This window comes from Acinetobacter lwoffii, assembly GCF_019048525.1.
Taxonomy (GTDB): domain Bacteria; phylum Pseudomonadota; class Gammaproteobacteria; order Pseudomonadales; family Moraxellaceae; genus Acinetobacter; species Acinetobacter lwoffii_K.
The window spans coordinates 1,307,723-1,329,615 of the sequence record NZ_CP077369.1; the positions used below are offsets into that span (position 1 = coordinate 1,307,723).

General features: G+C 44.6%; 19 protein-coding genes. 11 read left to right on the plus strand and 8 right to left on the minus strand.

Annotation, left to right across the window (positions count from 1 at the left end):
- Positions 1-395 precede the first annotated feature (395 nt).
- Positions 396-1,661 (minus strand): glutamate-5-semialdehyde dehydrogenase, encoded by a 1,266-nt coding sequence (locus I6L24_RS06105; RefSeq protein ID WP_114542263.1) that lies wholly within the window; start codon positions 1,659-1,661, stop codon positions 396-398.
- A gap of 322 nt (positions 1,662-1,983) precedes the next feature.
- Between I6L24_RS06105 and I6L24_RS06110 the strand changes: the two genes are divergently transcribed.
- Positions 1,984-3,321 (plus strand): alpha/beta fold hydrolase, encoded by a 1,338-nt coding sequence (locus I6L24_RS06110; RefSeq protein ID WP_153567010.1) that lies wholly within the window; start codon positions 1,984-1,986, stop codon positions 3,319-3,321.
- A gap of 28 nt (positions 3,322-3,349) precedes the next feature.
- On the opposite strand, the gene I6L24_RS06115 is transcribed toward I6L24_RS06110, so the two are convergent.
- A complete protein-coding gene (locus I6L24_RS06115; RefSeq protein WP_153567009.1) occupies positions 3,350-4,213 on the minus strand; it encodes a class I SAM-dependent methyltransferase in 864 nt (287 codons plus the stop codon).
- A gap of 124 nt (positions 4,214-4,337) precedes the next feature.
- A complete protein-coding gene (gene nagZ / locus I6L24_RS06120) occupies positions 4,338-5,360 on the minus strand; it encodes a beta-N-acetylhexosaminidase (RefSeq protein WP_153567008.1) in 1,023 nt (340 codons plus the stop codon).
- 199 nt (positions 5,361-5,559) lie between these two features.
- Here nagZ and I6L24_RS06125 point away from each other — a divergent pair, with 199 nt between their 5' ends.
- The 7 genes from I6L24_RS06125 (at position 5,560) to I6L24_RS06155 (ending at position 15,466) form a co-directional block, all read left to right on the plus strand.
- Positions 5,560-7,746, plus strand: a complete 2,187-nt coding sequence (locus tag I6L24_RS06125) for a carboxy terminal-processing peptidase (RefSeq protein ID WP_216986528.1) — start codon at positions 5,560-5,562, stop codon at positions 7,744-7,746.
- A 435-nt stretch (positions 7,747-8,181) separates the two neighbouring features.
- Entirely contained in the window at positions 8,182-10,035 is a 1,854-nt protein-coding gene (locus I6L24_RS06130; RefSeq protein ID WP_153567033.1) for a putative bifunctional diguanylate cyclase/phosphodiesterase, read from the plus strand.
- 143 nt (positions 10,036-10,178) lie between these two features.
- Positions 10,179-11,771: a peptide chain release factor 3 gene (locus tag I6L24_RS06135; protein WP_004647433.1), complete on the plus strand. Its 1,593-nt coding sequence runs from the start codon at positions 10,179-10,181 to the stop codon at positions 11,769-11,771.
- Between the two features lie 111 nt (positions 11,772-11,882).
- Positions 11,883-12,707: a hypothetical protein gene (locus I6L24_RS06140; protein WP_004647434.1), complete on the plus strand. Its 825-nt coding sequence runs from the start codon at positions 11,883-11,885 to the stop codon at positions 12,705-12,707.
- Positions 12,708-12,751: 44 nt separating this feature from the next.
- Positions 12,752-13,714, plus strand: a complete 963-nt coding sequence (locus I6L24_RS06145) for an RsiV family protein (protein WP_153567032.1) — start codon at positions 12,752-12,754, stop codon at positions 13,712-13,714.
- Positions 13,711-14,532 carry a TatD family hydrolase gene (locus I6L24_RS06150; RefSeq protein ID WP_004647437.1) on the plus strand — a complete coding sequence of 274 codons (822 nt, stop codon included), beginning with the start codon at positions 13,711-13,713 and terminating at the stop codon, positions 14,530-14,532. The genes I6L24_RS06145 and I6L24_RS06150 overlap by 4 nt, the downstream gene beginning before the upstream one ends.
- A gap of 127 nt (positions 14,533-14,659) precedes the next feature.
- Positions 14,660-15,466, plus strand: a complete 807-nt coding sequence (locus I6L24_RS06155; RefSeq protein ID WP_004647438.1) for an enoyl-ACP reductase FabI — start codon at positions 14,660-14,662, stop codon at positions 15,464-15,466.
- 175 nt (positions 15,467-15,641) lie between these two features.
- Here I6L24_RS06155 and secB read toward each other — a convergent pair whose 3' ends face one another.
- The 4 genes from secB to rsgA form a co-directional block, all read right to left on the minus strand.
- A complete protein-coding gene (gene secB / locus I6L24_RS06160; protein ID WP_004647439.1) occupies positions 15,642-16,100 on the minus strand; it encodes a protein-export chaperone SecB in 459 nt (152 codons plus the stop codon).
- A gap of 38 nt (positions 16,101-16,138) precedes the next feature.
- Positions 16,139-16,393: a glutaredoxin 3 gene (grxC, locus tag I6L24_RS06165; protein ID WP_004278388.1), complete on the minus strand. Its 255-nt coding sequence runs from the start codon at positions 16,391-16,393 to the stop codon at positions 16,139-16,141.
- 21 nt (positions 16,394-16,414) lie between these two features.
- Positions 16,415-16,822, minus strand: a complete 408-nt coding sequence (locus tag I6L24_RS06170) for a rhodanese-like domain-containing protein (RefSeq protein ID WP_004647440.1) — start codon at positions 16,820-16,822, stop codon at positions 16,415-16,417.
- Between the two features lie 93 nt (positions 16,823-16,915).
- Positions 16,916-17,974, minus strand: a complete 1,059-nt coding sequence (gene rsgA, locus I6L24_RS06175; protein ID WP_004278384.1) for a ribosome small subunit-dependent GTPase A — start codon at positions 17,972-17,974, stop codon at positions 16,916-16,918.
- Between the two features lie 125 nt (positions 17,975-18,099).
- On the opposite strand from rsgA, the gene orn reads away from it, so the two are divergent.
- Entirely contained in the window at positions 18,100-18,657 is a 558-nt protein-coding gene (orn, locus tag I6L24_RS06180) for an oligoribonuclease (RefSeq protein ID WP_044109923.1), read from the plus strand.
- A 36-nt stretch (positions 18,658-18,693) separates the two neighbouring features.
- On the opposite strand, the gene I6L24_RS06185 is transcribed toward orn, so the two are convergent.
- Complete coding sequence (locus I6L24_RS06185) at positions 18,694-18,945, minus strand: hypothetical protein (protein ID WP_004733081.1); 252 nt, start codon at positions 18,943-18,945, stop codon at positions 18,694-18,696.
- Positions 18,946-19,127: 182 nt separating this feature from the next.
- Here I6L24_RS06185 and I6L24_RS06190 point away from each other — a divergent pair, with 182 nt between their 5' ends.
- Positions 19,128-19,898, plus strand: coding sequence for a tRNA threonylcarbamoyladenosine dehydratase (locus I6L24_RS06190; RefSeq protein ID WP_114542006.1), 771 nt, complete (start codon positions 19,128-19,130; stop codon positions 19,896-19,898).
- A gap of 98 nt (positions 19,899-19,996) precedes the next feature.
- Complete coding sequence (locus I6L24_RS06195; protein ID WP_153567031.1) at positions 19,997-21,832, plus strand: tetratricopeptide repeat protein; 1,836 nt, start codon at positions 19,997-19,999, stop codon at positions 21,830-21,832.
- Positions 21,833-21,893: the final 61 nt, after the last annotated feature.

A 21,893-nucleotide genomic window follows, 5' to 3' on the forward strand; every position in this document is an offset into this window, starting at 1 on the left:
GGACAATGAAGCAGCAATCCAGATCAATGAATATGTTTTAACATTTGTTTTTTTTCTGTCCTAGATAGACTTTAGCAGATTAGACTTAAGCATTATCGACCGATTTAACAATAATAACTAAAATTTATCAGTTCATAGTTTTCATTTATAAATAAAATGATGCTGAAAATATAATCAATAAGAATACTCAATTCTGCTTAAAGTTTATTTTAGAACAGATTGGTTTTTTAGTTTAGCGCCTGAAAAGGCAAATATTGTTTCTACATACAATTCTATAAAGAGATTTATCAATAAAATGACCCGAAGGTTCTGATCCATCTATTTCAGTGTGAATTTATCTGCCCATAAAAAAACGCCTCATAAATGAGGCGGTTTTAAATGAGCGATCTGAATACTTATTGGCGAATCTGACCATCACCAAAGACAATCCATTTCTGCGAAGTCAGGCCTTCAAGTCCGACTGGGCCACGAGCATGGATTTTATCGGTCGAAATCCCGATTTCTGCGCCTAAGCCATATTCAAAACCATCTGCAAAACGAGTAGATGCATTGATCATGACCGAACTTGAATCTACACCCGCCAGAAATTCGCGAGCCAGACTGTAGTTTTCCGTAATGATGGAATCAGTATGATGCGAGCCATATTTGTTGATGTGCTCAATGGCTTCTTCTATACCAGAAACAACTTTGATCGCCAGAATCGGACCCAGATACTCGGTATACCAGTCTTCTTCAGTGGCCGTAATAACTGCATCTCCAAGAATACGCTGGGTTTCCCGGCAACCACGCAGTTCAACTTTTTTCTCTTGGTATAGCTCTGCAATGCGTGGCAAGAATTCTTCAGCGACTTTTTCATCGACCAGCAGGGTTTCCATGGCATTGCATACGCCATAGCGATGGGTTTTGGCATTGAGCGCAATCGGCAAGGCTTTCAACAAGTCCGCTTGAGCTTCCACATAGACATGACAGTTGCCATCTAAATGTTTGATGACCGGTACGCGTGCTTCCTCGGTAATCCGTTCGATCAGGCTCTTGCCACCACGAGGCACAATCACATCCACATATTCGGTCATGGTAATCAACTGGCCCACTGCAGCGCGGTCAGTCGTATTTACCACCTGTACGGCAGCTTCAGGCAAGCCTGCGACTTTCAGGCCATGCTGAATCGCGACTGCAATTGCCTGATTCGATTCCAGAGCTTCTGAGCCGCCACGTAAAATAATCGCATTGCCTGATTTTAGCGCGAGTGATGCCGCTTCCAACGTGACGTTAGGACGTGACTCGTAGATCATGCCGACTACACCCAAAGGTACACGCATCTTGCCCAGTTGAATGCCGGATGGGCGATAAGCCATATCACTAATTTCACCGATTGGATCTTTCAGACCAATGACATCTTTTAGGCCCTGTAACATACTTTTAAAGCGTGCGGGGTTGAGTTCTAAGCGATCAAGCAGGGCAGGGTCCAGATTGTTGTTATGCGCCTTGGTCATATCTTTCTGGTTAGCAGCCAAAATAGCAGTTTGGCTATTTTCCAAAGCCGTATAAATAGCGGATAACGCATTATTTTTAGTTTGGGTGGACGCGCGAGCCAAAATGCGAGACGCTTGGCGTGCCTGCTGTCCTACCGTTTGCATGTATTGTTCAATAGACTCTTGCATAGCGGTTTGATCACTTAGAAATTTCATTTCGATATTAACAGCCTGCTGCTGCACAATGAAGCCCATCTGTTAAAAATCATCCGTTTTCGCTGACTTCTAAACATTTTGAAATTGTTTTCTGTTTAAAAGCAGATAAGTGGTCACTGAAGCGGTTGCTTGTGAAAAGCAGCTCTGTATAGAATGAAACACGCGACATTGATGTCATTTATAATTATTAAAGAGCAGGATGCGTGTTCAGGCACACCGGAATGCGCCTGAAATATAAGATCTGTTAAGCATGACTTGCACAATAAAAATAAGGCAAGGACGGAGGAAAAGGAATATGAATTCCATTATCCACATGGACGCCCATGTATTGGAACAACATAGCCACGATGGTTTTTTTGATCTTTATGATAAGCACAGTTTTAAGCAGCCGCCACGTACCACCTGGATGGATGGCTGGAAAATCGAATATATGGCGATCGCCCGTCCGGATACCTTGCATTTAAGACCCATGGTGATTGTTGGGGGAGCTTTCCAGAATTTTAATTCCTACAAATACTGTGTAGAACAGCTTTTTGATGCAGGTCCCATCATTCTGATTGACCTACCGTCCATGGGGGCCAACCAGCAGATTAGTAATGTCGATACGGGGCTGTCTGCCGGAACACTGGAGCTTGAAGACCTTGCTGCGATGCTGGGGCGCTGGCTGGAACAGATGCAGCTGCCGCAAGTGGCAATTCTAGGTATGTCCTTGGGTTCAGTGGTGGCTTCCTGTTTGGCAGATCAGCGTCCTGAACTGGTCGATCGGATGATCCTGATGGGTGTGATGCAGAAAACCCGTAAAAGCTGGCGGATGCTGCTGGAAGAGTCTTTGCATCTAATGAAAGAACAGCGTATGGATGAATTTGGTCAGGCCGTCATTTTGTACCTGGTGAATCATGCACGTTTAACAGAAACCCGGATGTCACCGACTGCAAAGCGTTTGTTCTTTAAACAGATGGCGGAATTTACGGCCACCGAACAGGATCGTTATGATATCAATTGCAACCGTTTATTGCGTCTGACCAATGTGCCGATTCCACAGTGCAAAGTGCTGGTGGCATGTGGGCAATATGACAGTTTTACCTTGCCACATGAGAATGCCAATTTTGCCCTGCAATGTCCGAATATGCAGTATGTACAAATTGCAGGCGCCGATCATGTACCGCAGTTACAACGTCGTAAAGAAACCATGCATCTGTTTGCAACCTTCTTACGTGATGAACCGGTCGATCAGTTGCCGGGAATTATTCCGTTTAGCCCTGAGCAGATACAGCAGCTTGAACGTCGCGGTGAAGAGCGGATTCAGGTGCAAGATTCACAACGTTTTCTCAGTCATCGTCATTCTGATCTCATTTTAAAAGCAGAGATAGTGGACATGAATTTCTTTGGGGTATTGCTGGAGTTAGATCCAGTACAGGCAGTGCGCGCAGCAGCTTATCCACGTGACTTAGCCCTGCATCTGGAAGATGAAGCTGGGGAATTTCAGATTGAGTGCCTGATCTTTGAACAGGATGACACCCAGCTGCGTGCCTTATTCAAACATGGCAGTTTTGAAGTGGCAGAACGTTTATTGGCTTTTGTAAAACAGCAGAAAATGTTGCAACATGCCGAAGTTTTTGATGCGGCAATTTAAAAAATATCAGTATTAAAAAACAGCATACTTAAACGCTGCTTTTTTTCACTGCATGAATCATCCAGACCAGATCACCTAAATGTTCATCTTGTTCTGGTGCCGGGTTTGGCTGATGAGGCTCGGCAAAATAACGTTGTGGTTGTTGTACCTCAACCTGGTCAAATCCTGCATCTTGAAAAAAGCGCTGCAGTTCTTGGGGGGATTTAAAATGAAAGGTAAACGCACTGCGAGACATGAATTTAAGCAGACGGCTACTGCTCCAGATAAAGTTCGCCAGTTTATTTTTCACCGGTTCAGGATAAATATCGCTGAGATAGTGAACTGCCGGGAAATACTGCGCATTTTCTGTAATACCCTGCATCAGAATGCGTAACATCTGCTGATCAAAGTAATTAATCAGTCCTTCACTAATGACCACTAAGGGCTGGTTGCGGTTAAACATCTGAAAAATACAGTCCAGCTCTTCACTAAAAATATCGGCAGTCAGGACTTCAGGTGCATGCTGATCAATCTGCTGTAAAGCCTGGGTCTTGATCTTGGCCATATCCGGCAGATCCAGTTCACGATAATTAATCGCGGGAAATTTCTGTCTGAAATTCCAGCTGCGTGGAGATAGGCCGCAGGCAACTTCAAGAACCTGAAGTTGTGGGTGTTGCTCAATTAGTTGACACAGATGCTCATCAATCATCTGATGGCGCTGCTTAAGTGTAGTCCGCATGCTACCGCCAGCATGGCGCTCTGCCCAGGATTCAAGAGGATGCAGTAGTTTGGCCAGAAACTTGCCTTTGGATGTAACAAAGGCTGGATGTGAGATCCCCATTTGATACCAGATATAGCCGGTATAGTGCGCCGTAAAAGAAATATGGCGATGTTGCGAAAGTGAGTCTGTCATATTGTTCTGACCTTATTTTTTTATTTTTAAGTTGATTAAATAATAGTGTAACCTTTTCATTACTATAATGAAAAAGGAACACCTTGTCGTGTCCCTTTTTCATATTGATTGGATTTAAAAAGTTTTAGCTGGATTTCTGTTTAAATGCCAGTATTTCATCACGGATCTCGCGCCATTCTTCACCCAGATCCAGTTCGTCACCAATCTGGATGTTCGGGATGTTGCCGCGCATGCGTTCCAGGCGTTGCTGGTTCGGGAGGGGCAAATCAACAATCCCTTCCAGTGCAATACATTGTGCTGCACGATCATTGCAGACCAGACCCATATCACAACCAGCTTTGAGTGAGGCCTGAATTCGGGCATCGGCACCGCCTGCGACACATGCGGCCTGCATGCTTAAATCATCCGAGAACAGGACACCGTCAAAACCAAGCTCCTGACGTAAAACTTTCTGAATCCAGAATTCAGAGAAGCCTGCCGGATTGGGATCGACCTGACTATAGATGACATGAGCCGGCATCAGCGCATCCAGTTGTGGTTGCAGTTGGATAAATGTTTGCATGTCTTTTTGCTGGATTTCTGCATAGGAGCGCGTATCAATTGCTGCAGCAACATGCGAGTCTGCTTTAACCGAACCATGACCTGGGAAATGTTTACCGGTTGAGGCCATGCCGGCACGTTTCATACCTTTTAGAAATGCGCTGGCGAGTGGAATAATGTCCTGAATATTTTGGGCAAAGCTACGATCACCGATCACATCACTGATGTCATTCAGGTCCAGTACCGGTGCAAAGCTGAAATCAATTCCGACAGCCAGTACTTCAGTCGCCATCAGCCAGCCGCATTTTTCAGCCAGTTCAAGGGCACGCTGTGGATCGCTCGTATAAAGTTCGCCAAATTTCCCCATGGCAGGCAGCAGGGTAAAGCCTTGTCTTAAACGCTGTACACGACCGCCTTCCTGATCCACTGCAATTAAAATATCAGGACGCACCTGACGCATATGATCGGTCAAAGCACGGACTTGGGCGGGAGATTCGATATTGCGACCAAATAAAATCACTCCACCGACTTGCGGCGCACTTAATAGTTCAATATCTTCTTGAGTGAGGGTTGTGCCTGCGATGTCGAGCATCAATGCGCCAATCATATGCGGAATCCGTTTTAGAGTTTTCGGAGAAAACAATACCTGAATTCTGCAATGATTTGCTACACTTTGTCAGCACAGAATATGATAAAACTACACGACATAAACATATTAAGTTGTTTAAGATGCTGAATACGTTAAATTCTGGTCGAAAAGCAACACGGTCACATTGGTCTCTAGGCCAAGGAAGTACGAATTATTTATGAAATTTCAAACTATAGCTTGCGCAGTTGCGATTGCGACAGGTGGATTCTTTTTTACCCATGTAGTGAATGATGCGATTGCGGCCAATAGTAATGAAGTGGTCAGTAAAGCAATTCAGCCATCTCAAGAGCAGGCGCTGGTGTCACGTCAGCTGGCAACCCTGGTTGACCGTCAGCACTATTTAAATATGCGTCTGGATGCCCAGACTTCCCAGCGTATTTTTGATTTCTATATTGATAGTCTTGATCCGGAACACAGTCTGTTTCTGGCCCCAGAAGTTGAAAACTATAAGAAACGCTATGGTGCCAATTTTGGTGCCAATCTGAAAGCCGGCAACTTGTCTGGTCCTTATGAAATGCATGCGCAATATCAACAGCGCTTGCACCAGTTCTACACCTATATGTTGAATGAGCTGAAAAAACCGCAGAATCTGAATCAGCCAAATGTTTATATCGAAACGTATCGTGAGAAAGCGCCATTCTTTAAAACTGAGGCTGAACAGCGTGCGCACTGGTCAAAAATGCTGGTGTCTCAGCTGATCAATCTGACCATCAGTAAAGAAGAGGAATTGGCCAAGCAGAAAGCGCTGAAAGCCAATCCGGAATTGGCCAATGGACAAGACCTGACTGGTCCTGAAGATCTAACGCCTGCGCAAACCTTGACCAAGCGTTATACCCGTCAACTGGAACGTCTCAGCCGCGTCAAAAGTGATGATGTGCTCGACAAGACACTGAACGCGATGATGCTGACTTATGATCCCCACAGTAATTACTTCCCGCCTGTGGATGCGATGGAGCTGAATCGTCAGACCACTTTACAGCTGGAAGGCGTCGGCGTATCGATTCGTCCAGAACGTGGCAATGAAGATTACACCAAGATTGAAACCATCGTTGAAGGTGGTCCGGCCAGCAAATCTGGTCAGGTGAAATCAGGGGATCGTATCATTGGTGTGGCACAAGACGGCGAGCAGATGGTCGATGTCATTGGCTGGCCAAGTAATGAAATTGTCGGTCTGATTCGTGGTAAACGTGGCACGAAAGTGACTTTACGCTTACTCGGTGCGGGTGCTGCCATGGGGCAGGCACGTAATGTGACCATTACCCGCGATGTGATTCAGGAAGAAGATGCCGGTGTACGTACGCGTGTAGTCGACATTCAACGCGATGGCAAGAAATATCAATATGGTGTGATCGAAATTCCATCGTTCTACCTGAACTATCGTGCACGCCGTGCCGGTACCGATTATCGTTCGGTGTCTGAAGATACCAACAAAGCCTTGAAAGAGCTGGCAGCGAAGAATGTTGCCGGGATTATTGTCGATTTACGGAATAACCCAGGTGGTTCACTGGAAGAAGTGGCGCGTATGTTGGGGCAGGTGATCAAGTCTGGTCCAGTGGTGCAGATCCGTGATGGCAATGGCAATGTCAGCGTCTTTGAAGATGATGATGGCGGTGCACAAACTTATGCTGGTCCATTGGCAGTGATGGTGAATCTGGCCTCTGCATCGGCCAGTGAAATTTACTCTGCTGCGATTCAGGATTATGAACGCGGGATTGTGATTGGCAGTACCACCACCGGTAAAGGTACAGCACAGGTGCAACTGGATAGTCTGGCGCATGGTCAGGCGACATTGACGCAGCGTAAATTCTACCGTGTGACCGGTGGCAGTACCCAGAATAAAGGGGTTGTTCCAGACATTAAACTGGTCGATATTTATAACGAAGAGTTTGGTGAGCGTAAGGCTAAAAATGCCTTGCAGTGGGATACCATTCCAACGGCACCATTTAAACGTGAAGGGGCTGTACAGAAATACGTCCCTGAATTGGCCAAACTTTCTCAGCAACGGGTCACACTGGATTCTCAGTTCAAGTATTTAGAACAGCGTAAAGCCGTGATGAAGAAAGCCGAAGAAGAGAAACGTCAGGTACTGGACTTGCAACAGCGTAAAGCTGAGTTGATTGCCATGGAGCAAAAAACGCTGGACGCAGAAAACACTCGTCGTGCTGCAACAGGTCTGAAACCTTATCCAAACTGGGAAAGTTATCAGGCTTCACTGGATGCCTTGATTGAAACGCGTGCCAAGATGAAGGCCAAAGAACGTCCGGCTCTGCCTGAAGAAGAAGCGTTTGTGATTGAAGCGGCAAATGTGTTACTGGACTATGCCAAATTACAAGCAAAACCCTAAGTTTTAGCCTCATTGGTCGTTGATAAAAGTAGCCTGTTTCGACAGGCTATTTTTTTATTTTGCAAATCTGCACGAAAGAACAAATAAAATTTTGCTATGAAGTGCCATCTGTCTAAATAAAAAGAAAAAAATTGTGATGGTGATCGAATAAATGAGCTAAAAAAATGAAGCTAAATATTTGCTTAAATTTGAAACACTTCTAATATATAAGTTGTATTTTATTTTTCTGTTGAGTTTTATTTTTGGGGCAATTCTCAACTTCAAAAGAAAGAAATATAAATTCTAAATTTTAGTTAAGACTGATGTTGTTGCAGACCAATTGGCTTGCATGGATAGTCAGTCTTGAGATTTTACTGAGTTCAAATTTGATCGGGTGAAAATGGAAATATCAGTGCAGAGCATAATAAAAATGATCACCGCTGGGGAACATTTTTTATGATTGATATTCAGCATGATATTGGTCTGTTCATCGGGTCCATTCTTTCTGCATTGGTTGCTTGCTATCTCATCGCACGGATTAAAAAATTTGCTTCAGGCGCTTTACAGCTAAACTTTAAAACCTTCAATTTAATGCTAACCGCCATGCTATTGGGCCTATTCATATGGTTGATCCATTTTATTGGGCTGACAGCAAGTTTTGTGCTGAATAAATATGAGATGGATTTGGGGATGCTGCTCCTGTCTGTTCTGGTGATATGCATTGCCTCTATGTTTATCCTCTGGTTAAGTACCAGAAGTACTTGGTCATTTTTCCGGTTAGTTCTCGTATTAGGTGTGATCGCACTCAGCATCTTTGGCATGCACTCTATTAGCATGATGTCATTCAATTTTACTGCCGCCCATATGCAACAGTCACCGGAATTAGTTCAGGCACATGATCAGCTATTTCTGGCCATGATACTGATGAGTGGATTGCTGCTGGTAACGCTGATTTGTATCATCGTGTCCGAACTGCGTGTGGGATTACGCAACCGTCAGCTTGCATGGGCCAATCAACAAATTGAAAATCAAACCATTCAGGACAATCTGACCAAATTACCTAACCGTTTGTATCTGGCTGAATATGCAAATCTGCTGTTTTCAGGTCAGTCCGAACAGCAGCATGAAATTGCTTTTTTATATATCGATCTGGATCGTTTTAAGGCAGTCAATGATGTGTTTGGCCATCTGGTCGGCGATCAGTTGCTGATTCAATTGACCACGCGGATTCATCTGTTATTAGGCCATCATTCCAAGCTGCTCAGAATCGGTGGGGATGAATTTCTGCTGGTACTGGAAAATACTTCAGTCGCCAAAGCTGCAAAAATGTCAGAACAGATTCTTGAACTGATTCAGGAAAGTTTCCTGATTGAAGGCAAGAGTATTCATATCTCGGGCAGTATTGGTATTGCCATGTATCCGGAGCACGGCAAAAATTTACAGGATCTGCTGGTCAATGCTGATGCCGCGATGCTGAGTTCCAAGTATCAGGGACGCAATACCTATTCAGTCTTTAATTACTCTACCGATCAGGATGAAAGCAAGAGTCAGAGTACCCTGATTAATGATCTATATAAAGCCGTGGAAGAACAGCAGTTTGTGCTGTTTTATCAGCCCAAGTTTTGGACCAAGGATCGTAGCTTGTGTGGGGTAGAGGCATTAATTCGCTGGAACCATCCCCAGTTTGGGCTGCTCGGCCCGAATCTGTTTATCAAGGCAGCTGAAAAAACCGGACTGATTATTCAAATGGGCTATTGGGCATTGGAACTGGCTTGTCAGCAGATTCAAAAATGGCAACGGACACATACTGAATTTTTCCCTATCGCGGTCAATTTGTCTGCGGTACAATTTGAACATAAGCATCTGTTTAGTACTTTAGAAAAGTTATTTGCACAATATAAAATCAGTCCTCAGCATTTAATGATCGAGATTACTGAATCGACTGCCATGCATCATATTGATGTGAGTATGCGCAGCTTTAAGCGCTTAAGACAAATGGGCATCCGTCTAGCCATTGATGATTTTGGTACAGGGCATTCCAGTTTTCTCTATTTAAAGAATTTCGCCGTAGATGAATTAAAAATTGACCGGGAATTTATCAAAAATCTGGCAGTCGGCTCCAAAGAAGAAATGATTCTGGAAAGCATTATTCAGCTGGCCATAAAACTGGGCTTGGTGGTGACCGCCGAAGGTGTTGAAACAGAAGCGCAAGCAGAAATTTTAACCCGGCTCGGTTGTGAACAATTACAAGGTTTTTTACTGGGTTTGCCGGTAGATGAACAACGTTTAGAAAATTTACAATTCCATTAATAGCGCTCTAATTGATTGAGCGTCAGGATAGACAATATGGCTCACGGAACTCCACCCTGAAACTCTGCTACAATATCGCCAATTTTTTTCATATTGATCGAATTTGATCTCGAATGCTGTGCATTGAGCAGTAGGTATATTTCATGAGCTTTAAGCAAGAACTGGCGGCACAAGTCGCCCAGCGACGTACGTTCGCTATTATTTCCCACCCCGATGCCGGTAAAACCACCATGACAGAAAAATTGCTGTTATGGGGTCAGGCCATTCAGGTTGCCGGGATGGTAAAAAGCCGTAAATCTGACCGGGCCGCAACATCGGACTGGATGGAAATGGAAAAAGAGCGTGGTATCTCGATTACGACCTCGGTAATGCAATTCCCTTTTAAAGACAAGATGATCAATCTTCTGGACACCCCGGGACATGAAGACTTCTCGGAAGATACCTATCGTACCCTAACCGCAGTAGACTCTGCGCTGATGGTGATTGACGGGGCAAAAGGTGTCGAAGACCGTACCATTAAACTGATGGAAGTGTGTCGAATGCGCGATACACCGATCATTTCATTCGTCAACAAAATGGACCGTGAAATTCGTGAACCGCTTGAGCTGCTGGATGAAATCGAAAACGTTCTGAAAATTAAATGTGTTCCGATCACCTGGCCGCTCGGTACTGGCCGTGATTTTGCCGGTGTATTCAATTTAATCGAAGAAAAATTCTACGTGTATAAAGCCGGTTTCGGTTCAGTGATTACTGAGATCGAAGTGCGAGATGGTTATGACTATCCTGATCTTCGTGAGAAAGTCGGTGAGCTGGCTTGGGCGGCATTTGAAGAATCGCTGGAACTGGTACAAATGGCCAATGAGCCTTTAGATCGTGAAGAATTCCTGGCCGGTCGTCAAACGCCTGTTCTATTCGGTACAGCCTTGGGTAACTTTGGTGTCGACCATGTTCTGGATGCCTTCAGTCAATATGCGCCATCTCCTAAAGCCCATCCGACCCAAGATCGTGTGGTAGAAGCGGATGAAGAAGGCTTCACCGGTTTTGTCTTTAAAATTCAGGCCAATATGGATCCGAAACACCGTGACCGTATTGCTTTCATGCGGATCTGTTCAGGCAAGTATGAAAAAGGCCTGAAGATGAAGCATGTGCGTCTGGATAAAGATGTGCGCATCAGCGATGCCTTAACTTTCCTGGCCGGTGATCGTCAGCATCTGGAAGAAGCTTGGCCGGGTGATATTATTGGTCTGCATAACCATGGCACCATCCAGATTGGCGATACATTTACCTCGGGTGAGAAACTTCAGTTCACCGGTATTCCACACTTTGCGCCTGAAATGTTCCGTCGTGTCCGCTTGAAGGATCCATTAAAATCCAAGCAGCTGCAAAAAGGTCTGAAAGAGCTTTCAGAAGAAGGGGCAACCCAGGTATTCATGCCGCAGAATAACAACGATCTGATCGTGGGTGCTGTAGGTGTGCTACAATTTGAAGTGGTGGCTTACCGTCTGAAAGAAGAATACAAAGTTGATTGTGTTTACGAACCGGTCAGCATCAACACAGTACGTTGGGTGTCTTGCGATGATGAGAAGAAATTCAACGAATTCAAGAAAAAAGCTCATGACCAGTTGTCTGTCGATGGTGGTGGTCATTTGACATATCTCGCACCAAGCCGCGTGAATTTGCAGCTGATGCAAGAACGTTATCCGGACATCGTGTTCCACAATACGCGTGAACACTAAACTTTAACGTTCCGCAGCTAAAGTTTAAAAATATAAAACAGCTTCTCCGGAAGCTGTTTTATTTTATGCTACATTTAAGCAATTAATAACTCGATAGATATAGCAAAGAGAATGAAGCTCAGCAAGGAAGTCGTCCTCGGTTCTGTGATTGGTTTAAGTCTTGTCCTGAGTGGCTGTGATCAAAGCGAAAAAGAGCCTGTTAATACTCCGCAAAATGAGAAAATGACCGCAGCTCAGCAGACCGCAGATGTTTTGCCTTATCTGAATATTCAAGAGCAGCCGGCTAAAATTGCCTTGCCATTTTGTGAAAATAAAAACTGTATCAATCTGGATATTCAGACCTTGCATACGGTTGATCCATGGATGAACCAATGGATTGAAAAGCAGCAGGCCAAAGTGATCCAGGATCAAATTGGGTTGAAACAGGACATGAATTTACAGCAGGCGATCAATGCCTATGTAAAAAAATCGGATGCCTGGCAGGCGCAGCTCAATCTGAACAAGGCTTATGAGTTATCGCTATATACCCGCATTCCCTACCAGCGCAATCAATATGTATTGATGCAGATTGGGGTCGATACCAAACAGGAAAATGTCAGCGTGCATGAGCGCTATTATTTTTTTGTGGCTGATCGTCGCCAGCAGAAAATGCTGACTCCACTGGATATTATTGATCCTAAGCAACAGTTATTAATGGATCAGATTATTCAACAAGCTTATGAGACATGGCTCAAAGAAAACGATCAGCAAGTTCAGCAGAAAGCACCGAAAAAACTGTATTGGGGACAGGCTGACTGGTTCTTTGATCAGGAAGGCATTGGTCTGCATTTTCGCAGCCATGAAATTAGCAAAGATGCCAAACAACTGGATATTTATTTAACAAAACAACAAACACAACAGGTCTTGAAAGCTGATATCTATCAGCATATGTTTTAAAGCTCATGATCCTGCGAGATTACAGGTTCCAAAAAGGTGAATGAATGCCAAAATACAAGAATATCTTTTGTCTATCTATCCTGGCATCAGCGATCTTGCTGAGTGCGTGCCAGCCGAAGAGTAATGAGCCGGAAGAATCAAGTGCTTCCGAGGTGCTACAAGCCGAAGCTGAAGCACTTAAACTCAGCGGCGATACCGAAAAGCTCAAGCTGGCGATTCCAGAATGTGAAGACAAAAGCTGTCCGGAAATCTCGATCGAACGTCTGAACAGTAATCAGAGCTTTATTGATGAATGGATCGACCAGCAGATTCTGCAACAGTTGAAAAATATCCTGTCTCTTGATGCGATTGAACCGGCAAAAGTGAGCGCTGCCAGCGAAGCAGACGTTGCCGCCTCTGAACCCAAAGCTGCTTTAGCAACAGTGGTGACACCAAAACAGCAGCTTGAGCAGCAAACTCAACCTTATATGCAGACTTTCTTGAATCTGGATAAAGAGCTCAAGGCCCTGAGTGCCAGTCATAGTATTAGCCTGATGATTAAGCCCAAGATTCTGCATTCGGGTGATCCTCTAGCGACAGTAGTTTTGAACAGCAGTTATTATCTGGGAGGCGCACACGGGGCATCTGCACAGACTTATTATAATTTTGATCTGGAACAGAAAAAGCTGATCAAGCTGGATGACATTATTGCGGTCAAACAGAAAGCCCAACTGGAAGCGCGTGCTTATGATGCGTTTAAAACCTGGGTAGTAGAGTCCAAGCTGGCCAAAGATGTCGCCGAATATGAACAGGCCTGGAAGTTCAAGCTTACCGATAACTTCTATCTGGGCAAAGACGGCTTGATATTGCAGTATGCCGAATATGAAATTGGGCCATATGTTGTTGGCTTGCCACGTCTGATGATTCCTTATGAGCAGTTACAAGGTGTGCTGGAACCCGAATATCTGCCTCAAACTGAAAAAGCTGCCTCCGAGGCACAGCCAGCATCTGCTGCAAAAGCCAAATGACCTTAAAACTGTTTGATACGCATACCCATTTTGATGTTCCCGATTTTGATCCTGATCGGGAACAGTTGGCCTATACGGCCAAAGCGGTAGGTGTCGATCATCTGGTTTTAATTGGTTTTTTGCAAAACCGTTTTCAAGATTTGTTAAGGACCCATCACTTCATCAATGATCTGGAAAATGCCCCGCAAAGCCATTTGGCACCCGGCTTGCATCCGTTTTATATTGAACAGCATCAGGCTGAACATCTATACGATTTGGAACGGCTGCTCAAAACTGAACCATGCATTGCCATTGGCGAAATCGGTCTGGATACCTTTTTAAAACAGCACAAACAGGCGGAAATTTTTCAGAAGCAAAAAGATTTTTTTGCTGCACAGCTTGAACTGGCACAGCAATTTGATAAGCCGGTTTTGCTGCATATCCGCAAATCGCATGCGGAGGTTTTGCAGATTTTAAAACAGCAGCAGTTTAAACAGGGCGGCATTGCGCATGCTTTTGGTGGTGGGATTGAGGAAGCCAAGGCTTTTATCAAGCTGGGATTCAAACTGGGCATCACCGGGCAAATCACCAATCTAAATGCCAAAAAACTTCATCAAGTGGTGCAGTATGTCGGACCAGAACATTTGGTATTGGAAACTGACTGTCCGGATATGACGCCACTCTGTTGTCAAAGCTCGACCGAGCAACGTACCCGAAATACACCTGCAAATTTACCTTATGTGCTGCAAGGACTGGCAAAGAGCCTGCATATGCACAAAGAGGAACTGGCTGAACAGCTCTGGCAAAATACTCATCAGGCCCTGCATCTGACCATTTAAGTTAATACTCTTAACTCAGTCTTAAATTCCCAGTTCATCATAAATCGAAAAAAAGGTGCATTATGCAATTTCTAAAATGCTTCAGACTTGGCATCATGCCATATACATTCTTTTAGGTGAGATTCACATGGCACAAGGACTTTTGGCGGGTAAGCGCTTCTTGATCGCGGGCATTGCGAGTAAATTATCGATTGCTTTTGGTATTGCTCAAGCATTGCATCGTGAAGGTGCTGAATTGGCTTTTACTTATCCAAATGAAAAGCTGAAAAAGCGGGTAGATGACTTTGCTGAACAGTTTGGTTCGAAACTGGTTTTTCCTTGTGATGTGGCAGTCGATGCTGAAATTGACCATGCATTTGCCGAACTGGCTAAACACTGGGATGGTCTGGACGGCGTAGTGCATTCTATCGGTTTTGCACCGGCACATACGCTAGATGGTGACTTCACCGAGATCACGGATCGTGAAGGCTTTAATATTGCACATGACATCAGTGCTTATAGCTTTATTGCAATGGCACGTGCGGCAAAACCTTTGCTGCAAGTCCGTCAAGGCTGTTTGCTGACATTGACCTATCAAGGTTCTGAGCGTGTAATGCCAAACTATAACGTGATGGGTATGGCCAAAGCCTCTTTAGAAGCAGGCGTACGTTATTTGGCGTCTAGCTTGGGTCAGGAAGGTATTCGTGTGAACGCGATCTCTGCGGGTCCAATCCGTACCTTGGCAGCTTCAGGTATTAAATCATTCCGTAAAATGCTTGACCTGAATGAGAAAGTTGCTCCATTAAAACGTAATGTGACGATTGAAGATGTCGGTAATGCCGCATTATTCCTGTGCTCGCCATGGGCTAACGGAATTACCGGTGAAATCCTGTATGTCGATGCCGGTTTCAATACGGTAGGTATGAGCGCTGATTTGATGGCGGATGCGGAATAAGTCCTATAAATCCTCTCTCCCTCAGGGAGAGAGTTAGAGAGAGGGGAATGACTTCTTTCTCTGAGTGAGGAAATGATTAAAATCCCCCTCATTCCCCCTTTGATAAAGGGGGAGGCCACTCAAGGCAATAAAAAAGACCGCATAAGTGGTCTTTTTTAGATTTGAAGGATAGCGATTAAGCTTGACCATCCACAGCAGCGGCTTGCGCACGTTGCATATTGGCTTCAAATTCAGCATCGAAGTTGATTGGAGTCAATAGCAATTGTGGGAAGCTACCTTTAGTCACCATATCATTCACTGCTTCACGTAGGAACGGGAACAGGATGTTCGGGCAGTATGCGCCTAGGATGTATGGAAGACGCTCTTCTTCAACGCCATCCACCAGGAAAATACCAGCTTGAGTGACATCAACGATAAACGCGGTATCACCTTCGTTGGTCGCTTGAACCACGACTTTCAAAGCTACTTCAAAATGAGTTTCATCAATTTTTTCTGCAGAAGAAGAAAGATTGATGTTTAACTCAGGTTGCCATTGCTTGGTAAAAACTTGCGCCCCAGGAACTTCAAAAGAAATATCTTTGGTATAAATACGCTCTAATGCCAATTGTGGTTGAGCTTGTTGTTCTTCACTCATTTTTTGATCCTTAATATGAAGTGATAATTTTAGTAAGGTTAAGCCAGCAATTCATCAAGTTTGCCTTCACGCTCTAAAGCATAAAGTTGGTCAAAACCACCGATGAACTGATCATTAATAAAAATTTGTGGCACGGTACGGTGATTGGTACGCTGCATCAATTCAAGACGTACTTCAGGCGCTTCTTGAGACAAGTTAATCTCTTTATATGCCACACCCTTACGTTCCAGTAGCTGTTTTGCACGCACGCAATAAGGACACACTGTCGTCGAGTAAATAGTAACTTCAGCCATGATCAATCTCCTGTTCGTGGATTATTTGCTTTTCACCAAAGGTAAACCTTGAGCTTTCCAGTTGCTGACGCCGCCATCAAGACGGTAGGCATCGGCATGACCAACCTGCTGTAATGCAGTACCAGCCACCTGTCCAAGGTTACAAATGAACACCAAAGGGCGATCAGATGCTTTCAGCTCTTCAACATGTTTTGTAATCTGGCTATATGGAATATTACGGCTGCCGCTGATATGACCTTCACGGAAGTCTTTGGCATCACGTAGATCAACCAGCATGGCATTTTTTGCTTTGACTAAAATTCCCAGCGATTGCGGAGAAATTTTGCGACCGTTACGTTGACCTTCGATAATGAAGAACAAAACCACTAATACCGCGAGTGTTCCAAATAAGAAGGGGTGATTCCCCATAAACTCGAACCAACGTTCCACAATTCACCTAATTACAATTTTAAAATTGCCAAGAGTATAGCTCATAAATATGGTGATCAAAATCACCGCTTCAAGGGCCAAGGGTTAAGAAAATTAATTTTTTTGCTGTGCTTCAGTGATTTCGTCGATTAAACGTAAATAGCTGTCCAGTCGGCGCGGCAAAATTTCACCTTCGGCCGCAGCCTGACGCAAAGCACATTGTTTTTCATGCTTATGGGTACAGTTACGGAACTGACAATGGCCGAGCAGATTTTCAATTTCAGGAAAGCCGCTTTGTACCTTATCTAAAGTCAGATGCCACAGGCCAAATTCACGAATTCCCGGAGAGTCAATCAGGGCCGCACCTTCACCAAAACCGATCAAGCGCGTTGACGTCGTGGTGTGTTGACCGAGTGCCGAGTTTTCCGAAATAATATTGGTTTTCTGTGCGGCATCCGGCACGATCGCATTAATCAGCGTGCTTTTACCCACACCAGATTGACCGACGAAAGCCACCGTTTCATTTTCCAGACGATTAGACAGTGCAGTCAGGTCGCCATCGGATTGGGTCTGCATCACTTCATAACCGAGATCTTGATATTCTTGCAGCAGAGTCAGAATCGGATCGTTTTCTTTTAACAAATCGGCTTTATTCATCACCAGCAATGCAGGAATATCGGCATCGGCACAGGCCACCAGATAACGGTCGATCAGGCCCGGCGCTGGCTCAGGCAATGGTGCAAACACGATCACAATCAGTGAAATGTTGGCCGCTACCGGTTTAACCTTGTGATAGCGGTCGGGGCGTGTCAATAAGGATTTTCGGGGATGAATCGCGGTGATAATTCCTAAACCGGTATTCGGATCGGCTTGCCATTTGACCCGGTCACCCGTGACCAATAAATCCAGATTGGTTCGAGTATGACAGCGCCAGACGCTGTCCAGTTCAATCTCTTTCCAGAAAGGTTCAGGCTCACCATCGGCGACCACAGGTTTTTCAGGGTGAATGTCAGGGCGAGACAAAGCTTGCACTTCAAGTTGGCGGCCATAATGTTGCACCACTAAACCTTCAAGATCACTGGAGGTATCGAGATCTTCTTGACGTGTTTTCTGTTGTTTCTGAATGCGGCGCTGTTGTTGCTCTGTCAGACGACGCTTACGTATTAAGGCCATTCATATCCTAAAAAAACCGGGTAAATCAGATGGCAAAAATAGCATGAAGCAGCCCCCGAATGACACCCAAGATGTAATTAATTTGCTACTATAGTTGTTTTTAAACCCAATAAGATTGCACATTTATGAGCAGTACCGCTGATACCCGCCTGATTTGGATTGACCTTGAAATGACAGGTCTAGACACAGACAATGATCAAATTATTGAAATTGCAACAATTGTAACCGATGACAATTTGAATATTTTGGCTGAAGGTCCTGTGCTTGCGGTACATCAGCCTGCACGTCTGTTAAATGCCATGGATGAGTGGAACACTCGCCAGCATGGTCAGTCCGGTCTGATTGAGCGTGTGCGTCGCAGTAAACTGACCGCTCAGGATGCCGAGCAGCAAACCCTTGAATTCCTGAAAAAATGGGTCAATCCAAAATCTTCACCGATGTGTGGTAACTCGATCTGTCAGGATCGTCGCTTCCTGCACCGTTTGATGCCTGAACTGGAACAGTATTTCCATTACCGTAATCTGGATGTCTCTTCAGTGAAAGAACTAGCCAAACGCTGGCGCCCGGAAATCATGAGCGGTCTCAAGAAAAATGCCTCGCATCTGGCGATGGATGATATTCGCGATTCGATTGCAGAACTGAAATATTATCGTCAATATTTCTTTATCATGAATAAAGACTAAATTCCGATGAATTGAAAAGAGGCGCAAGCCTCTTTTTTATTTTACTGAACTGGATTTTTTTCTAGCGTAAAACTGCTCCATGCTTTCAAAGCCTACCCACAAGAGCAATAACATGATCAGATGATTCTGTGTTTCATAACGATCGAAAATAACCAAGCCAAATAATCCTAAAGTCATTAAACGAATGAGAATACTGAGATAATAATTTTTGTTTTTTTGGCTGATCAGAACATAAAAATAAAGCCCGATACAAAGTATGTTCAAACCCAAAAGGGTGTTAAATAGCATGACATTTCACTCCTTTTGGCCAAATGACATAGAATTAATTTGTTGATATTTTAATCAATCTCGAGTGGGTTGTCGCTCTCATCCGGTCTGAATGTCATTTAAATCGATCAAAAATTTAGTGGCGGTAAAGAAAAGCGGATTTTGTTAAAATGATCCGGTATTTTTATTGCTATAGATGACCTATGACCGACCTGCTTCAAGATGATGAATATGACCGCCGTTTTGCTGGTGTTGCCAAAATTTATGGAGAAGACAGCTTTAACCATTATGAAAAAAGTCATGTGATGGTGATTGGTATCGGGGGCGTAGGTTCATGGGCGGTAGAAGCACTGGCACGTAGTGGTGTGGGCGAGCTGACCTTGGTCGATATGGATGTGGTGGCCGCGTCTAATATTAACCGTCAGTTACCTGCCATGAGTACCACCTTGGGTCATGAAAAAATTGAAGTCATGGCCGAGCGTTGCCGCGCAATTAATCCACGCATTAAAATTAATCTGATTGATGATTACCTGACGCCTGAAAATATCAAAGAAACTTTAGCAGGTGATCCAGATTTAATCCTCGACTGTATTGACGATGTCAAAGCCAAATTTGCTCTGATGCTACATTGTCGCTTTAACAAGATTCCTTTAATTGTATCGGGCGGGGCAGGGGGTAAACTGGACCCGCTGAAAATTCGGGTCGCCGATTTATCTAAAACCGAACAGGATCCGATGCTGGCCAAATTACGTGCCCAGTTACGCAGCAAAGGCATCTGCAAAAAGCCCAAAGAAAAATTCGGCATTACTTGTGTCTATTCCATCGATAATCCATTCTCCAGTGCCGATGTCTGCGCCAGTGCCGGCTTGCGCTGTGGTGGTTATGGCTCTGCCGTGGTGGTAACTTCAAGCTTTGCCATGGTCGCTGTAGCAGAAGGCTTGAAAAAACTCGATAATAAAAGAGCAAAAGCCTGATTTAAAAAATAAAAAGCACAATCTATGTGCTTTTTTTAAACTGGCGTTTAGAATGAAAGGATTCATTCGCAGAACAAAAATAATGTTTTGGAGCAGCTATGTGGTTCTTGCTGGTACTGATTTTGGGGATAGGGGCGTTGGCGATCTGGATGTGGAAACGTCCGGATCCGGTGAAACGTGATCAGGCGAAGGCTGTACAACATGATTTATGGATTGAGCAGATTGATGCTCAACTGAAACATGCAGCACGTTTGAGTTCAGATCCGGAACATCCGAATTATGAACGTGCCTATCAGATTTATCAGGGACTGGCTCAGCAACAGGAAATTCCACAAGCCTATGTAGGTATGGGCCTAATGCATCTGCAAGGTCTAGGGCATGAGCAAAATACTGAAAAAGCCATCAGCTACCTGGACAAAGCCTTTCGCTTGGGCAGTGATGAAGCAGCCTATCATTTGGGGCAGATTCATGAAGGGGAGGCGTATCAACAGGCTGACCCGGAAAAAGCTTTGTATTGGTACCGACATGCGGTAGCACGTGGCAATCTGGATGCCCAATATCGTATTACTGAACTTTCTTCTACCGAAGGTCAGCCTCAAAACGAGATGACTGCAGAAAAACAGCGTCTGGCATTGTTAATTCAAAATGCCGGACAGGGTCATGCCAATTCGCAGTATCAGCTGGCCCAGTATTATCTGGCAGATTCAACAACCCAAGATTTAGTGCAAGGAATTCATTATCTGTTTCTGGCGGCACAGCAAGATCATTTGGCTGCCAATCAGCAAATCGCCGATGATTATGCGCATGGTCAGATTCTGCCCCAAGACCTGACGCAATCGCTGCAATTTATTAAACGTTGTATCAGTCTCGGTGACCAGAAAGGTCTCTATGATTATTATGCCGGTGTGTTACAAGGCCGTATCGATACCGACCAGCGTCAACGCGTGTTCCAGCATTTATTGCAGCAGTCCAAAGAGCATGCCGATGCACAAGCCAAGACTTTAATCGGGCTGGCTTATTTTCATGGCTGGTATGTTGATAAAAATGAAACCATGGCATTTCGTTACTGGTCGGAAGCGGCCAACAGTCAGCATGCGCCTGCATTATGCATGATTGCTGCGCTGTATTTTGAGCAGCACCTGGTGGCCAACGAACCGCAAAAAGCATTTGAGTTATATCAGGCTGCCTATCAGCTTAGTCCTGATGATGTGTCTGCACAGATGGGGCTAGCGCTGTGTTATTTAAATGGTGTCGGTACAGTAAAAGACATTGCCAAAGCCACACAAATGATTCAGAGCGCGGTACAGCACTATTGGCAGATTGTGGCTCAGTCTGAAGCAGATTTAATTTATATCGTCGGCCGGTTTTATAGTCTGGCTGAATATCCCTTACCGATACGTGATAAAGCTGTCCAGTACCTGAATCAGGCGGTTGCGAAAGGTTCGAAAGAGGCTGCATGGTTTCTGTATCAAGCCCTGTTAGGCATTTATCCTGTGTATATCAATAATGCAGAGCTGGCCAATCGTTATCTGCATCAGGCTGCGCAATTGGGTCATGCCCAGGCACAGGCAGAATTGGGCTTGAAATATCTTAAAGGCCAACAGATTGCGCAGGATATTGCCTTAGGCTTGAGCTATCTGCAAAAAGCAGCCGCTCAGCAGAATGGTGTAGCACTGAATGCTCTGGGTGAAGCATATGAACAGGGTCAAGGTGTTGAGAGCAATATTGAGCAAGCCGTACAGTATTATCAGCAGGCGGCAGCGCAGGTAAATGCGGATGCTTATAGCCATCTTGGACGTTTATATACCAAGGGAATTGGCGTGGAGCGTGATATCGGAATCGCACGGGACTGGCTGGAAAAAGGCAGTTTACTCGGACATGAGCGATCCACTGAATTATTGAAAAATGTGAATGCGTATTTGCAAATGAAATAAACTGACTCAAATCATATGAGCTAAAAAACCGCTGTCTGACAGCGGTTTTTTTATGGATCAA

Bases quoted from the DNA above. Each gene is read 5' to 3' on its own strand.
- I6L24_RS06105 (WP_114542263.1), bottom strand. From the start codon at position 1,661: ATGCAAGAGTCTATTGAACAATACATGCAAACGGTAGGACAGCAGGCA.
- I6L24_RS06130 (WP_153567033.1), top strand. From the start codon at position 8,182: ATGATTGATATTCAGCATGATATTGGTCTGTTCATCGGGTCCATTCTT.
- rsgA (WP_004278384.1), bottom strand. From the start codon at position 17,974: ATGGCCTTAATACGTAAGCGTCGTCTGACAGAGCAACAACAGCGCCGC.
- orn (WP_044109923.1), top strand. From the start codon at position 18,100: ATGAGCAGTACCGCTGATACCCGCCTGATTTGGATTGACCTTGAAATG.
- I6L24_RS06185 (WP_004733081.1), bottom strand. From the start codon at position 18,945: ATGCTATTTAACACCCTTTTGGGTTTGAACATACTTTGTATCGGGCTT.
- I6L24_RS06195 (WP_153567031.1), top strand. From the start codon at position 19,997: ATGTGGTTCTTGCTGGTACTGATTTTGGGGATAGGGGCGTTGGCGATC.
- grxC (WP_004278388.1), bottom strand. From the start codon at position 16,393: ATGGCTGAAGTTACTATTTACTCGACGACAGTGTGTCCTTATTGCGTG.
- secB (WP_004647439.1), bottom strand. From the start codon at position 16,100: ATGAGTGAAGAACAACAAGCTCAACCACAATTGGCATTAGAGCGTATT.
- I6L24_RS06140 (WP_004647434.1), top strand. From the start codon at position 11,883: ATGAAGCTCAGCAAGGAAGTCGTCCTCGGTTCTGTGATTGGTTTAAGT.
- I6L24_RS06110 (WP_153567010.1), top strand. From the start codon at position 1,984: ATGAATTCCATTATCCACATGGACGCCCATGTATTGGAACAACATAGC.
- I6L24_RS06190 (WP_114542006.1), top strand. From the start codon at position 19,128: ATGACCGACCTGCTTCAAGATGATGAATATGACCGCCGTTTTGCTGGT.
- I6L24_RS06145 (WP_153567032.1), top strand. From the start codon at position 12,752: ATGCCAAAATACAAGAATATCTTTTGTCTATCTATCCTGGCATCAGCG.
- I6L24_RS06115 (WP_153567009.1), bottom strand. From the start codon at position 4,213: ATGACAGACTCACTTTCGCAACATCGCCATATTTCTTTTACGGCGCAC.
- I6L24_RS06135 (WP_004647433.1), top strand. From the start codon at position 10,179: ATGAGCTTTAAGCAAGAACTGGCGGCACAAGTCGCCCAGCGACGTACG.
- nagZ (WP_153567008.1), bottom strand. From the start codon at position 5,360: ATGATTGGCGCATTGATGCTCGACATCGCAGGCACAACCCTCACTCAA.
- I6L24_RS06155 (WP_004647438.1), top strand. From the start codon at position 14,660: ATGGCACAAGGACTTTTGGCGGGTAAGCGCTTCTTGATCGCGGGCATT.
- I6L24_RS06150 (WP_004647437.1), top strand. From the start codon at position 13,711: ATGACCTTAAAACTGTTTGATACGCATACCCATTTTGATGTTCCCGAT.
- I6L24_RS06125 (WP_216986528.1), top strand. From the start codon at position 5,560: ATGAAATTTCAAACTATAGCTTGCGCAGTTGCGATTGCGACAGGTGGA.